Genomic DNA, 13,483 nt, shown 5'->3' on the forward strand with positions numbered 1-13,483 from the left:
CCTCCAGCGTCAATACATCCTCCGGTCGCCGGTTCGTTGCCACGCGCCGGTCACACCCCGTGCAATCCAGGGAAGTGAATGTCCCTGGATTGAGAGGTTCCATGAATCGACGACGAAGACTCGCGCTCTGGCTCGCGGCGGCGACCGTCGGGGCGGGCACGGTAGTCCTCGCGGCGGACCCGGCGGCCGCGCACGGCGCGATGATGGTGCCGGGCAGCCGGACCTATCTGTGCTGGAAGGACGGCCTGAGCGCCACCGGGGCGATCCAGCCGAAGAACCCGGCGTGCGCCGCGGCGGTCGCGCAGAGCGGGCCGAACTCGTTGTACAACTGGTTCGCGATGCTGCGCTCCGACGGGGCCGGGCGCACCGCCGGGTTCATCCCCGACGGCAAGCTGTGCAGCGGCGGCGCGACCGTGTACGACTTCTCCGGCTTCGACCTGAACCGCTCTGACTGGCCGGTAACCCACCTCACGTCCGGCTCCACAATGGAGTTCGACTACAGTAACTGGGCTGCGCACCCGGGCACGTTCTCGTTGTACGTCACCAAGGACGGCTTCGACCCGACCCGGGCGTTCGCCTGGTCGGACCTGGAGTCCACACCGTTCCTGCAGGCGACGAACCCGGCGATGGTCGGCTCGCCCGGCACCGCCGACGGGCACTACTACTGGACCGGCCGGCTGCCGTCGGCGAAGTCCGGCCGGCACATCATCTACTCCGTGTGGTCGCGCTCGGACAGCACCGAGACGTTCTACGGCTGCTCCGACGTCATGTTCGACGGCGGCCACGGCGAGGTGACCGGCGTCGGCACCACCGACCCGGGCCCGTCGACGTCCGCGTCGGCGTCCGCCTCACCGCGTCCGCCATCGTCGTCCAGTCCGCCACCCCCGGCGGGCAACGCCGGTTGCACCGCCACGTATCAGGTGACCGGCAGCTGGCAGGGCGGCTTCCAGGCGCAGGTCACGGTCGCCAACCCCGGCACCACCGCGATCAATGCCTGGCGCGTCGGGTGGAACTGGGCCGGCGGGCAACAGGTCAGCCAGGGCTGGAACGCCCAGGTGACCCAGTCCGGCGCCGCCGTCAGCGCGGCCAACGCGACCTGGAACGGCACCGTGCCGGCCGGCGGCAGCACCACCTTCGGCTTCCTGGCCAACGGGACCAGCTCGGTGCCGCAGCTCAGCTGCGCCGCCAACGGGCAGGCACCGCCGCCGACCTCATCGGCGCCGTCATCGCCGTCCCCGTCGGCCAGCACGTCGTCGGGTCCGCCGCCCGCCGGCTGCACCGGCGCGGCGTTCTGCGACGGCTTCGAGAGCCAGACCAGCGGTCCCGTGTCCGGCGCGTGGACGGTCAGCAACGCCAACTGCTCCGGCACCGGAACGGCCACTGTGGACAGTGCGGTCACGCACGGCGGCACGAAGTCCGTCCGGGTCGACGGCAAGGCGGGCTACTGCAACCACGTCTACGTGAAGCCCACCAAGGATCTCAGCGGTCTGGGTTCCGTGTGGTACGGGCGGCTGTACGTACGCCATTCGACGGCGCTGCCCACGGCGCATGTGGCGTTCGCCGCGTTGAAGGACAACGTGGACGGCAAGGACCTGCGCCTCGGCGGGCAGAACAGCGCCCTGCAGTGGAACCGTGAGTCCGACGACGCGACCCTGCCGGCGCAGAGCCCGGCCGGCGTCGCGCAGAGCCGCCCGCTGCCGACCGGGCAGTGGAACTGCGTGGAGTTCATGGTGGACGGCCGCGGGCTGCTGTCGACGTGGCTGAACGGCACCGCCGTGCCGGGCCTGCAGGTCGACGGGGTGCCGACCGCCGAGATCGACCAGCAGTGGTCGTCGAAGGCGTGGCAGCCGCGGGTCACGGACCTGCGGCTCGGCTGGGAGAGCTACGGCGTCGGCGACGACACCCTGTGGTTCGACGACGTGGCCGTCGGCGCGTCCAGGATCGGCTGCCTCAGCTCGTAACTGGGCCGCAGCGCAGACGGGGCACCGGGGCGCCCGTAGAACCAGCCCTGACCGTGGTGCACACCGAGGCCGGCCAGCGCGAGCGAGTCGGCCTCGGTCTCCACCCCCTCGGCGACGACCGTGGCGCCGCACCCGACCGCCAGGTCGACCAGCGACCTGGTGAGGACCCGCAGCACCGGGTCGGCGCCGACGCCGGTGACGATGCTGCGGTCGAGCTTGATGACGTCGGGCTGGGTGAGCACGATGTGCCGCAGCGAGGAGAACCCGGCACCGACGTCGTCGATCGCCAGCCGCATCCCGCCGCCGCGCAGCGGCGCCAGCACCCCTTTGAGCAGGTCGTAGTCCTCGACCTGCTGATGTTCGGAGAGTTCCAGCACGATCCGGTCCAGCGGCAGGCGGCCCAGCAGGTCGAGGCACTCGTCGGTGAGCAGCGTGGTGGGGGAGATGTTCATGGCGACGTACCCGTCGACGTGGGCCAGGTGCTCGGCCGCCTTCCGCAGGGCCAGGATCTCCAGGTGGTCACCGATCCCGAGCTCGTGCGCCTCGGCGAAACACACGTCCGGGGCCTGGTTCCAGTCCTGCGGGAACCGGCTCAGCGCCTCCGCCCCGATCCGCCGCCCGGTCGCCACATCCACGATCGGCTGCAGCACGACGAGCGGGCCGCCGGCGTCGACGACCGGTGCCAGCCGGTGCTCGAGTTCGGCGCGCCGCTCCCGGTTGCGGACGTCGGGCTCGATGATCAGCGAGGCGGCGTGCGACAGCACCTCCATCAGCGCCTTGTCCCGCTTGGACAGCTCCTTGTCCTTGCCGAACCCGGCGGCGCAGAACGTGCCGTAGACGGTGCCGTCGCTGAGCACCACCGGCACCGACACGTAGCTGCGGATGCGGGGCATCTTCGCGGCCGGCAGCCGCATCGCCACCGGGAACTTGGTGACGTCCGGCATCACCGCGGGCAGCTTGCCGTCCATGATGTGCTGGCAGAACGTGGTGTCCCGCGGGCGCTGCGTCCCGTCGGGGAACAGCAGCGGCAGCGCCGACTCCACCACCTCCAGGTGCTGGGTCGTCTCGTCCATCCGGCTCATGAACGCCAGACTCAGCCCGAGTGCCTCGCGAGCGGTCTTGAGCAGCTCCGCGACCTGCTGGGCGGACTCCGTGCGGGCTCGTGCCATGCCAACCAACCTCGGCGTCGCCGGCCGGTTCCTGAGCGTTTTGTGGTGCAGCACACGGCGCGGCTTGGTGACAGTGTCTTGATCGCTTTCCTGACGCTGCGTGCTGAACCGGATCCCTACTGTCTGGCAGGACAACGCAGCAGATGAGGGAGACATGGGACTTTTCAAGCAGTTCAAGGACATGAAGAACGTCGTCGCCGCCGCCCCGGGCATGGTCGCCCAGGCGCAGCAGACCAGCGCGGCCGCGCAGGCCTACGCCGCGCAGCAGGCCGCGTACGGCATGCAGGGGTACGGCGCCGCCAACGCCTACGGTGCCCCGGTCGCGACCGGCATCGCCGCCGATGACCCGCGGCTCGCCCCGATCGCCGGCGTCGACCTGACCATGTACGCCCGCATCTCCAAGGCCGCCTCCCAGGAGGGCCTCAACGTCGACGGCCTGATCCTCAAGGCGCAGTCGTTCGGCGTGCCCGCCGAGGCGTGGAACGAGGCCGCCACCGGCTGGCCGACCCGCATGCGTGGCGACACCCAGCTCGCCGTGCACTACGGCAACCTCTTCGGTCAGGTCTGACACCCATGGGCCTCTTCGGTGACCTGCGCAAGCTGAACCAACAGGCGCGGGCGATCGACGCCACCTACGACCCGGCCGCGCAGATGCGGGCGGGGATGGCTCAGATGCAGCAGGCCCAGCACAGCATGCAGGCACAGACCGCCGACCTGGAGCTGGAGCACACCGGTACACCGGGCGCGGCGACGATCCTCGGCCTCGTGGACACCGGCACGCGGATCAACATGGTGCCGCTGGTGCGCCTGAACCTGCTGGTGGAGCACGGCGGCAGGCCGCCCTACCCGGTCACCGTCGAGACGATGCTGCCGCTGCACGCGTCGGCGCAGGCCGGGATCGGTCAGCGCGTGTCGGTGAAGGTCGACCCCTACCGCGCGGAGCGGGTGCTGGTCCGCTGGGGCCTGCCCGTCTGACGCTGTTACGAGAACGACCCGGCGGACCTGCCGGGTCGTTCATGGTTTCGGCCGCCGTTCAGCGGCCGCTGCGACGGCCGACCCTGGCCTGCGAGGAGAACGTCGCGGCGCTGGCCGGCCTGCCGGTCGCTGCCGCGCCGCCGGTCTTCGCCGCGCCCCCGCCGGTGGCCCCGGCGCCGGTCGCCGTGGACGGCTGGCGCTGACCTTCCCGCTGGTTGGACGGGCGGCGGGCGCGTGAACGCCCACCGGCGTCGCCTTCGTCGGCGACCCGGCGGCCCGTGCCTGCCTGGTCCGCTGCCCGGCGGGTGGTGCCGGTCTGGTCCGCGGTGCGCCTCGCGGCGCCGTCGCCCTGCTGGCCGCGGCGGGCGCCGCCGTCGGAGCGTCCGGTGCCGCGCGCCTCGCCACCCGTCGTGCTGCGCCGGGCGTCGGTGGCGCCGGAGGTACCACGGCCGCTGGTGCTTGTGGCACTTTCCGGGCTCGTCCCGGCGCCTCTGCGGCGACCGGAGCGGCGGCCCGCGGTGCGCTGGCTGTCACCGTCGTCGAACGCGTCCCTGGCCCGGCCACGACCCTGCCGCGGCACGGCCACCGGCTCGGCGGGCGGCTCCTGGAACGTGCGCTTGCCCGGGGCGAGCTCGGTCAGCAGCTGGTCACCGGGCCGCAGCTTGGTGATCGTCGGCTTGATGCCGGCCTCACGGGCCAGCTGCCGCACGTCACCGGTCTGCTTGTCGGTCATCAGCGTGATCACGGTGCCGCTGGCGCCGGCCCTGGCCGTGCGGCCCGAGCGGTGCAGATACGCCTTGTGCTCCGCCGGCGGGTCCGCGTGGATGACCAGCGCGACGTCGTCGACGTGAATGCCACGCGCGGCGATGTCCGTCGCCACGAGCGTGCGGGCGCTGCCGTCGGAGAACGCGGTGAGGTTGCGGTCGCGGGCGTTCTGCGCGAGGTTCCCGTGCAGCTCCACGGCCGGCACCCCGGCAGCGACCAGCTTCTTCGCCAGCGTCTTGGCGCCGCGCTTCGTCCGCGTGAACACCACGGTGCGGCCCGGCGCTGCGGTCAGCTCGACCAGCACCGGGAACCGGTCCTCGTCGCGCAGGTGCAGCACGTGGTGGGTCATGTCGACCGGCGGCGCGGCGACCGGGTCGACACTGTGCGTCACCGGGTCGGTCAGATACCGGCGGACGAGCACATCGACGCCCGCGTCGAGGGTCGCCGAGAACAGCAGCCGCTGGGCGTTGGACGGCGTCGCGTCCAGCAGCCGGCGGACCACCGGCAGGAAGCCCAGGTCGGCCATGTGATCGGCCTCGTCCAGGACGGTGACCTCGATGTCGTCGAGGCGCGCGTGGCCGGACCGCACGTGATCGTCGAGCCGGCCGGGGCAGGCGACGAGCACGTCGATGCCGGCGCGCAGCGCGGAGATCTGCGGGTTGGCGCCGACGCCGCCGAACACGACCTGCGTGCGCAGCTGCAGCGCCTGTGCGAGCGGGGCCATCGCGGCCTCGACCTGCGTCGCGAGCTCACGGGTCGGCACGAGCACGAGCGCCCGCGGCCGGCCTGGACGGCGCGGGTTGCGGGCGCGGCTGGCGGCGAGCCGGATCAGCACGGGCAGCACGAACGCATACGTCTTGCCGGAGCCGGTGCGGCCCCGACCGAGCACGTCACGGCCGGCGATCGCATCGGGCAGCGTGGCCGTCTGGATCGGGAATGGCTCGGTCACGCCGTTGGCAGCGAGCACCGCGACCAGCGGTGCGGGCACGCCCAGGTCAGCGAATGTCGCCGAGGAGGAAGGGATGAGGCGGCGGACCGCCATGTAGTCTCCGAACGTCTGAGGGGTCGTCCTGCCCGGCGCTGACGGTGGTGGTCGCGGCGCGGGGGTCGACGTTGCAGACACATCCTACCCGAGACGATCACCTTGTTTGCCGCTCGGACGGTTCGGGTAGCCGGGGCCCTATGGCAGACATCGATGCCCGGCCGGCCTCCCCGTATGCGCGGAAGGCGCCCGATGAGCGTCCGCTGCGAGGATACGCGACGGTCATGGCAGTCTTCACCGCCGCCGTGGCGACGGCCGCGGGTGTTGCCAAACTCACGGGAAAGCGGCTCCCGGAGCGCCCCACGGGCGCTGATCTGGCGCTACTGGCAGTCTCGACACACAAGCTGTCGCGGCTCATCACCAAGGACACGATCACCAGCCCGCTGCGCGCCCCCGTCACCCAGTTCGAGAGCGCGGCCGGGTCCGCGGAGCTCAACGAGAGCCCCCGCGGCCACGGCGTTCAGCACGCCCTCGGCGAGCTGCTGACCTGCCCGTTCTGCACCGCGGTGTGGGTCGCGTCCGGCCTCGGCGCCGGCCTCGTCTTCGCCCCGCGGCTGACCCGCTTCGGGATGGGCGTGGCGAGCGCGATCGCCGGCGCCGACTTCCTGCACCTTGCCTACGCCGCGGCGAAGAAGGCCGCGGGCTGAGTTTTGTTGTAACTCAGTTCTTGTGGTGACTCAGCGCTTGTGGTGACTCAGCTCGTGTGGTGACTTAGTTCTTGGTGGTGTCGCCGTCGCCGGTGTGCTGCTGGGCGGCGTCGACGGCCTTGTCGATGTGCTCGGAGTGCTTGCCGCCGGTCTTGTCGTCGACGATGTCGCCGACCTTCTCCAGGGCCGCGTCGACCTTGTCGTCGTGCTGGTCTGCGAGATCCTTGACCCGGTCGAAGAAGCTGTTCATTGTTCGTCCCCTTTGTCTGTTCTGCTCCGCGTTGACTGGCGCTGTCGCGCTGGGCGGAGCCCCTGCCACCTTGCCACGATCATGCCCGACCGTTCCTGCTGGGTCACTCGGACGGGGCGAGTCACGATCGCGTCGCCGACTTCGACAAATCGGACGAACTGCAATCTGTGCCGTCTGGGTTGGCCTCCCGGGCGGGGTCGCGCATCGCCGATTCACAAAAGCCGCAAACCGGTAACATCTCGGCCGGCGGCAACTCGGACCGGTGCGGCGCCTGATGGTTTCATTCCGCGACACGCTGGCGGACGACCCGCGGCGGCTCGGTGAGCGAGCGGGTGGGCCGCATGGCGTGGTCGGCGCCGCCCTTGCGCCTGCCGGCGCGCCGCACTCCCGCCTGCTGGCGTGCGCCGTCGCGCCTGCTGGCCTCGCCCTCGAGCCCACCCGCCGGCGTGCGCCGCCGCGGCGCCCTCGCGCCTGCTGCGACGTCCCCGCGCCTTCCGGCGTGCGCCCTCGCGCCTGCTGGCCTCGTCCTCGAGCCCGTCGGCGTGCGCCCTCGAGCCCGTCGGCGTGCGCCCTCGAGCCCGTCGGCGTCGCCCTCGCGCCTGCCTGGCGTCGCCCTCGCGCCAGCCGGCGCGGCGCCCCGGTCCCGCGTCGCCGCGCGCATCGGCCGATCCGTCGCCTGGGCCGTCCTAACTGGCCGTCATCCACGGTTGTAACGCGATGCTCGTTGCCTCCTCGACCGCGGTCCGCAACTTCTTCGGATCGTGATGCACCGGCAGATCCTCGATCACCACCTGCACCGCCCCGGTGACGGCGCCGACGAATGCCCCCACCAGTGCTGCCGCCCTCACCCTGTCCAGCTGCTCGGGGAATGCCTCGGCCAGGTGGGACGCGATCTGTTGCTGTGCGTCCAGCTGGATCTGCAGCGCCCGTCCCCGCACCGCCGGCACCTCACGGATCAGCCGCAGCCGCAGCGCCGCCAGCCGGTCGGTCAGGTCGTCGTTGTCGGCGCCGGTCAGGTGCAGGGCGCGGACCAGCACCTCGACGGGGGTGTCCTGTGGTCTGCGGGCCGCGATCGCGTCGACGGTCGCCTGGACCCGGGAGTCGCTCTCGGGGAACAGCAGCTCCTCCTTGCTGGCGAAGTAGCTGAAGAACGTGCGCGTGCCGATGTCCGCCGCGGCGGCGATGTCGGCCACCGTCGTGCGCTCATAGCCGTCCCGCTCGAACAGCTCTGTCGCGGCGTCGACGAGCGACTGCCGGGTGCGGGCGCGCTTGCGGTCACGCAAGGTCATGCAGACATGGTACCGCATCAAGTGTCGGATTGCACTCATTGTATTTCTGCACTCGGTGCAGATAGTCTGTCGGCATGACTCCTCCCACGGTCCTCGTCTCCGGTGCCGGCGTGGCCGGCCCGACACTCGCCTACTTCCTGGCTCGCCACGGGTTCCGCCCCACGATCGTGGAGCGCGCCGGTGGCCTGCGTTCCAGTGGCAACCCGGTCGACGTGCGCGGCCCGGCGCTGCCCGTGGCCGAGGAGCTGGGCATCATGCCGCAGCTGCGTGCCGCGGCCACTCACGCCACCACGATGCTCGTCATCGACGCGAAGGGCCGCCCGGCCGGTCGCATGCCGATGCCGTCCTCGAAGAGCGCGGCCGGCAACCGTGAGGTCGAGCTGCCGCGCGGTGACCTGGCCGCGATCCTGCAGGAGGCCGCACGTGATGACGCCGAGCTGCTGTGGGACGACACCGTCACGTCGATGCGCCAGGACGGCCGGGGCGTCGACGTCACGTTCGAGCGGGCCGCCCCACGCCGCTTCGACCTCATTATCGGCGCCGACGGGCTGCACTCCGCCGTGCGCAGGATCGCGTTCGGTCCAGAGCGGGACTTCGTGCGGCACATGGGTGTCTGGGTGGCGACCATGCCGCTGGAGGGTCCGGCCGAATATCCGCACGACGTGCTGATGCACAACACGCCGGGCAGACTCGTGTCGATCCACCCGTCGACGGGCCGGGCGATGGCCGCGTTCATCTTCCGCGGCCCGATGGTCGACGGCTTCGACCACCGCGACACCGCCCAGCACAAGCGCATCGTCTCGGACGCCTATGCGGGCGCCGGCTGGCGTGTGCCCGAGCTGCTGGAGCAGTTGCGGGCCACCTCGGAGCTCTATTTCGACTCGGTCAGCCAGGTCCGCCTTCCGTCCTGGTCACACGGGCGGGTGGCGCTGCTCGGCGACGCGGCGTCCTGCGTGTCGTTGTTCGGCGACGGCTCCAGCCTCGCCATGGCCGGCGCGCACACCCTCGCGGCGGCACTGGCCGCGACCCCGGCTGACCATTCGTCGGCGTTCGCGGCGTATGAGGCAGCACACCGCGTCCACACCGACGCCAAGCAGCGCAACGCCGGTCTCGCCACGGCGATGCTGATCCCGAAGACGAGGCTCGGCATCGCCACCCGCAACGTCGCCGCCCGCGTGCTGCTCGCCCACGGCTGACCGCCGCCGACCCGGGAACGGTCGGCGGCGATCCCGGGGACGGATGGGCGGGGCGAATGGATCAGATGCTCGCCGTCGCGGAAGGAGATGTCAGATGGGCATGGCGGCGATGGTGTCCGCGGCGGCGAGCATCTGGGTGGCCACGGGCTGGAGCCCGACCTGGGTGAGGACGAGACCGGTCGAGACGCGTTCGACGACACCCCACTCCCAGATCGCGGTCTCGTCGAGGCCGGTGCGGGCGGCGAGCCAGCGGGACCGGGTGCGGGGGTCGGTCGCCATCAGTTCGACCGGGTCTTCGCGTATCAGGACCCCGAGGTCGTATTCGGCCTCCGCGAGCAGTCCGTCGGGGTCGACGAGCCGGAAGCCGTCCGCGCCGCGCAAGGTGTTCCACTGGTGGACGTCGCCGTGCACGAGGACGGCCCGTTCATCGTCGTGGGCGGCGACCCTGCGTTCCGCGCAGGCGAGTGCGTGGGCGATGGTGCGTTCGGCGCAGGGACGGCCGAGCCGCTCCCAGACGCCCATGATGAAGGTGCCGAGCCGGACGCCCTTCGTTGCCCCGGTCGGCAGTCCGGCGTCCGGGGCAGGTCGCCACACCCGGCTCGCCGCGTCGCAGAGGATTTCGTGGCGCCGGCCGACCGGCAGCCCCAGTTCGAAGAGGCTCGGGCCGAGCTTCTCCAGCAGCAGCGCGTCCCTGGCGACGTCGTGCCGCAGCAGCCGGGCACAGCCGTCGCCGCCGGCCAGCCGAAGCACGGTGATCTCGTTGGCGGCCGCGTCGCCGGGACGGGGCACGATCAGCTTCAGGACGGCCGACGACCCGTCGGCCGTGGTCACGTCGGCGACCAGGGCTTCGGTTGCGTCGCCGTACACGCGCCCGACCGTGACGGCCCACTCCTCCTCGATCCCGGCGACGATGTCCGGCAACCGTCGCAGCCAGTCGTGCGCCCCGGCGGCCTCGGCCTTCGCCCGGACCGTCGCCGGCAGCGCCTCCGCGATCGTCGCCCGCCGTCGCCCGTCCGGGACTGTCGTCGGCCGTGGCCGCTTCGGGGCCGTCACGTCCAGGGGTCCGTCTGAGGGCGGCAGGATGTCCACCGGCCGCAGCTTGCCCGCCGCTCAGCAACCCGGCAACCGCATAAGCCACCATCGGGGCCGGCCGGCCCACGGATCGCGGCGCGGTTCAGGCGGCGGCGCGCAGGACGAAGCCGCCGCCCTCGCGGTTGCCGATGGTCAGGGTGCCGCCGGCGGAGTCGACGCGTTCGCGCAGACCGGCGAGGCCGTGGCCGGCGGCGCCCTCGAGGGCGGACCCGGAGAGACCCGAGCCGCCAGGACGAGGGTCATCCGGGTGGGAGTGACCCGATCCGGTCGCGGGGGAGCTTCCCGGTCGGGGGCTCGGGCCGCGGCCGTCGTCGCTGATCTCGACGGCGGCGTGTTCGAGGCGGATCCAGCAGTGTTTCGCCTCGCTGTGGCGGATCACGTTGGTGACGCCTTCCCGGACGACCCAGGCGAAGAGCCGTTGCCGGTCGGGGTCGGCGGCCTCGGCCGTGAGGGGCACGTCGGCCTCGATGCCGGCGGCGTCCAGGGCGCTGCGGGCCGAGGCGAGCTCTGTCGCGAGGGACATCTCGCGGTAGCCGGAGACGGCGGCCCGGACGTCGACGAGGGCCTCGCGGACCAGGCGCTGGATGTCGGCGAGCTCGGTCTCGGCGCGTTCCGGGGCGATGCGGACCAGGCGCGCGGCGAGTTCGCTCTTCACCGACACGACGGTGAGGGAGTGGCCGAGCAGGTCGTGCAGGTCGCGGGCGAAGCGGTTGCGTTCGGCGGCGACGGCCAGCTGGGTGATCTCCTCCCGGGCCTCGGCGAGCTGGGCGTTGCGCTGGACGACCCTGGTCACGCCCCAGACGGCGAGCGCGGCGACCAGGACGGCGAAGGTGAGGTCGATGCCGCCGTCCCAGCCGGGCACGAGTTTCGGCAGGGCGGTGGCGGAGGCGGCGGCGGTGAGGACGACGGTCCACGCGAGGCGTGGCTCGAGGGTGAACACGGCCATGACGGCGACGTAGACGAGCGAGGTCAGTCCGGACTCGCCGACGATGAGGGTCAGGACGGTGGCCAGCGCGACCATCAGTCCGAGCCGGAGCAGGGCCTCCGGCAGCCGCATGGGGGTGCCGGAGCGCCTCATCGCCGTGCGGGCGGCCATGAAGGACAGCAGGTAGAGCACGCAGAACCCGGCGGCCGCGGCGAGGCCGACGGCCCGTTCCCAGACCTCAGGCTGCCGCCACGCGTCGCCGATCGGGCCGGCCATGTAGAACAGCCAGACCGCCGCCCACAGCCAGAAGAACCTGGGTGTGGGCCGGCGGCCGGGCGTCTCGCTCATGTCGGACACGGTACCGACGCTCAGGCCCGGGCGGTGTCGACGCGGAACCGGCGCAGCGCGACGAGCGCGAGCGCGACGGTCCAACCGCCGAGGACGAGGATCGCCTGGCCGTCGACGTGGCCGTGGTCGAGGGGGCTGCGGGCGACCTCGCCGGTCCAGAACGACGGGGTCAGTCTCGCGATCTGCTGCATGAAGTGCGGCATGACCTCGACCGGGACCCAGAGCCCGCCGAACGCCGCGAGGGTCAGGTTCAGCAGCGCCGTGACCTGCTGCACGCCGTCGGGCTTGGCGAGGTATCCGATGACGACGCCGAGCGCGGCGAAGGGCAGCGCCGACAGCCAGGCGCCGATGAAGCAGAGCAGCCACTCGGTCGCGGTGAGCCGGACGTGCAGCCCCACAGCGCCGACGATGAAGGTGAAGATGACCGGGGGGATCGCGACGAGCAGGGCGACGATGACCTTGTTGACGACGTACCCGCCGGGGGACAGGGGCGTGAGGCGCAGGGTGCGGTTCCAGCCCAGCCCGCGTTCGACGGCGATGGTGCTGCCGCTGGTGAGGGCGGCGGTCATGGCGCCGAACAGGGCCATGCTGACCATGACGTATTGCTTGGCGTCCGAGTCGTCTCCGACGGAGACGCCGCCGATGATGAGCAGCAGGAGGGCCGGCATGAGCATCGAGAAGATGACGACCCGCTTGTTGCGGACCAGGCGGACGATCTCCATGCGGAGGTAGGTGGTGTTCACTTGCTGCTCCCGGCTGCGGTGAGGGCGATGAAGGCGTCTTCGAGGTTGCGTGCGGTGACTTCGACGTCGTGCGCGTCGGTGGTGCTGAGCAGGGACCGCAGGGCCGTGTCGGAGTCGTCGCAGTGCAGCATGACCACGTCGCCGCGGGTCTCGACCCGGTCGACGCCGGGCAGCGCGGCGAGGCCGACGAGGTCGGCGCCGGGCAGGGTGGCGCGGATCGTCCGGCCGGTGACGGCGGCCTTGATCTGTGCGGCGGTGCCGTCGGCGATGACCTGCCCGGCGCGCAGCAGGACGATGCGGTCGGCGTAGGCGTCGGCCTCGTCGAGGTAGTGCGTCGCGAACAGCACCGTGCGGCCCTGTGCGGTCTCCTGGCGCATCGTGGTCCAGAACCCGCGCCGGGTCTCGACGTCCATGCCGGTCGTCGGCTCGTCGAGGACCAGCAGCTCGGGGTCGGCGACGAGGGCCATCGCGAAGCGGATCCGTTGCTGCTGCCCGCCGGAGAGGCCGCCGACGCGCTGGTTGGCGAACTCGGTGACGCCCGCCCGGTCGAGGACCTCCCGCACCGGCCGCGACCGCTGCTGCAGGGCGGCGGTGAGGCGCACCGTCTCACCGGCGGTCAGGTCCGGCAGCAGGCCACCGCTCTGCAGCAGGGCGCCGACGGTGCCCTTGGCGATCGCCTTCGCCGGGGACTGCCCGTCGAGCAGGACCGTGCCCGCGTCTGGGCGCTGAAGCCCGAGGAGCATGTCGATCGTCGTGGACTTGCCGGCGCCGTTCGGACCGAGCAGCGCGACGACCTCGCCCCGGCGGATCGTGAGGTCCAGCCCGTCCACGGCGGTGAGCGCTCCGAACCGTTTCGTCAGGCCGGTCAACTGGACAGCTGCGTTCGTCATGGGAAGAGCATCGCCGGGTATCCACCGCAGCGGATCTGTGTGGCGTCACCCGCGACCCCATGACGGATGTCATGCCCGAACCGGAAGGCCGCGCCCGGAAGGCCGCGCCCGGAAGGCCGCGCCCGGAAGGCCGCGCCCGGAAGGCCGCGCCCGGAAGGCCGCGCCCGGAAGGCCGCGCCCGGAAGGCCGAC

At 72.1% G+C, this 13,483-nt stretch carries 13 protein-coding genes and 1 pseudogene; 6 read left to right on the forward strand and 8 right to left on the reverse strand.

Features of this window, described 5'->3' with window-relative positions:
* Positions 1–101: 101 nt before the first annotated feature.
* Together AB0K00_RS49445 and AB0K00_RS49450 are read left to right on the forward strand one after the other, a co-directional pair.
* Positions 102–1,190, forward strand: a pseudogene (locus tag AB0K00_RS49445) (lytic polysaccharide monooxygenase); the annotation flags it as partial.
* Positions 1,164–1,961 carry a hypothetical protein gene (locus tag AB0K00_RS49450; RefSeq protein ID WP_363537483.1) on the forward strand — a complete coding sequence of 266 codons (798 nt, stop codon included), beginning with the start codon at positions 1,164–1,166 and terminating at the stop codon, positions 1,959–1,961. The pseudogene AB0K00_RS49445 and the gene AB0K00_RS49450, both read left to right, overlap by 27 nt.
* On the opposite strand, the gene AB0K00_RS49455 is transcribed toward AB0K00_RS49450, so the two are convergent.
* On the reverse strand, positions 1,883–3,130 hold the full coding sequence (locus tag AB0K00_RS49455) for an EAL domain-containing protein (protein ID WP_363537411.1): 1,248 nt from the start codon (positions 3,128–3,130) through the stop codon (positions 1,883–1,885). The two genes, AB0K00_RS49450 and AB0K00_RS49455, sit on opposite strands and share 79 nt — an antisense overlap.
* A gap of 154 nt (positions 3,131–3,284) precedes the next feature.
* Here AB0K00_RS49455 and AB0K00_RS49460 point away from each other — a divergent pair, with 154 nt between their 5' ends.
* Positions 3,285–3,698: a hypothetical protein gene (locus AB0K00_RS49460; protein WP_363537413.1), complete on the forward strand. Its 414-nt coding sequence runs from the start codon at positions 3,285–3,287 to the stop codon at positions 3,696–3,698.
* Between the two features lie 5 nt (positions 3,699–3,703).
* Positions 3,704–4,105 (forward strand): hypothetical protein, encoded by a 402-nt coding sequence (locus tag AB0K00_RS49465; RefSeq protein WP_363537415.1) that lies wholly within the window; start codon positions 3,704–3,706, stop codon positions 4,103–4,105.
* Positions 4,106–4,163: 58 nt separating this feature from the next.
* Here AB0K00_RS49465 and AB0K00_RS49470 read toward each other — a convergent pair whose 3' ends face one another.
* Positions 4,164–5,912: a DEAD/DEAH box helicase gene (locus AB0K00_RS49470; RefSeq protein ID WP_363537417.1), complete on the reverse strand. Its 1,749-nt coding sequence runs from the start codon at positions 5,910–5,912 to the stop codon at positions 4,164–4,166.
* Between the two features lie 224 nt (positions 5,913–6,136).
* Here AB0K00_RS49470 and AB0K00_RS49475 point away from each other — a divergent pair, with 224 nt between their 5' ends.
* Entirely contained in the window at positions 6,137–6,559 is a 423-nt protein-coding gene (locus AB0K00_RS49475) for a DUF1360 domain-containing protein (protein WP_363537419.1), read from the forward strand.
* 64 nt (positions 6,560–6,623) lie between these two features.
* Here AB0K00_RS49475 and AB0K00_RS49480 read toward each other — a convergent pair whose 3' ends face one another.
* Both AB0K00_RS49480 and AB0K00_RS49485 read right to left on the reverse strand, forming a co-directional pair.
* A complete protein-coding gene (locus AB0K00_RS49480) occupies positions 6,624–6,809 on the reverse strand; it encodes an antitoxin (protein ID WP_363537421.1) in 186 nt (61 codons plus the stop codon).
* A gap of 686 nt (positions 6,810–7,495) precedes the next feature.
* Entirely contained in the window at positions 7,496–8,098 is a 603-nt protein-coding gene (locus AB0K00_RS49485; protein ID WP_363537423.1) for a TetR/AcrR family transcriptional regulator, read from the reverse strand.
* Between the two features lie 74 nt (positions 8,099–8,172).
* On the opposite strand from AB0K00_RS49485, the gene AB0K00_RS49490 reads away from it, so the two are divergent.
* Positions 8,173–9,294, forward strand: coding sequence for an FAD-dependent monooxygenase (locus tag AB0K00_RS49490; RefSeq protein WP_363537425.1), 1,122 nt, complete (start codon positions 8,173–8,175; stop codon positions 9,292–9,294).
* Positions 9,295–9,384: 90 nt separating this feature from the next.
* Here AB0K00_RS49490 and AB0K00_RS49495 read toward each other — a convergent pair whose 3' ends face one another.
* The 4 genes from AB0K00_RS49495 to AB0K00_RS49510 all read right to left on the reverse strand — a co-directional run bounded on the left by AB0K00_RS49495 (position 9,385) and on the right by AB0K00_RS49510 (position 13,292).
* On the reverse strand, positions 9,385–10,347 hold the full coding sequence (locus tag AB0K00_RS49495; protein WP_363537427.1) for an aminoglycoside phosphotransferase family protein: 963 nt from the start codon (positions 10,345–10,347) through the stop codon (positions 9,385–9,387).
* Between the two features lie 121 nt (positions 10,348–10,468).
* Positions 10,469–11,659, reverse strand: coding sequence for a sensor histidine kinase (locus AB0K00_RS49500; protein ID WP_363537429.1), 1,191 nt, complete (start codon positions 11,657–11,659; stop codon positions 10,469–10,471).
* 20 nt (positions 11,660–11,679) lie between these two features.
* The gene (locus tag AB0K00_RS49505) at positions 11,680–12,402 is read right to left on the reverse strand and encodes an ABC transporter permease (RefSeq protein WP_363537431.1); all 723 of its coding nucleotides are present in this window, start codon (positions 12,400–12,402) and stop codon (positions 11,680–11,682) included.
* Complete coding sequence (locus tag AB0K00_RS49510) at positions 12,399–13,292, reverse strand: ABC transporter ATP-binding protein (RefSeq protein ID WP_363537433.1); 894 nt, start codon at positions 13,290–13,292, stop codon at positions 12,399–12,401. Before AB0K00_RS49510 ends, AB0K00_RS49505 begins: the two co-directional genes overlap by 4 nt.
* Positions 13,293–13,483: the final 191 nt, after the last annotated feature.

Origin of the sequence: Dactylosporangium sp. NPDC049525 (assembly GCF_040676755.1) — a bacterium.
Taxonomy (GTDB): Bacteria; Actinomycetota; Actinomycetes; order Mycobacteriales; family Micromonosporaceae; genus Dactylosporangium.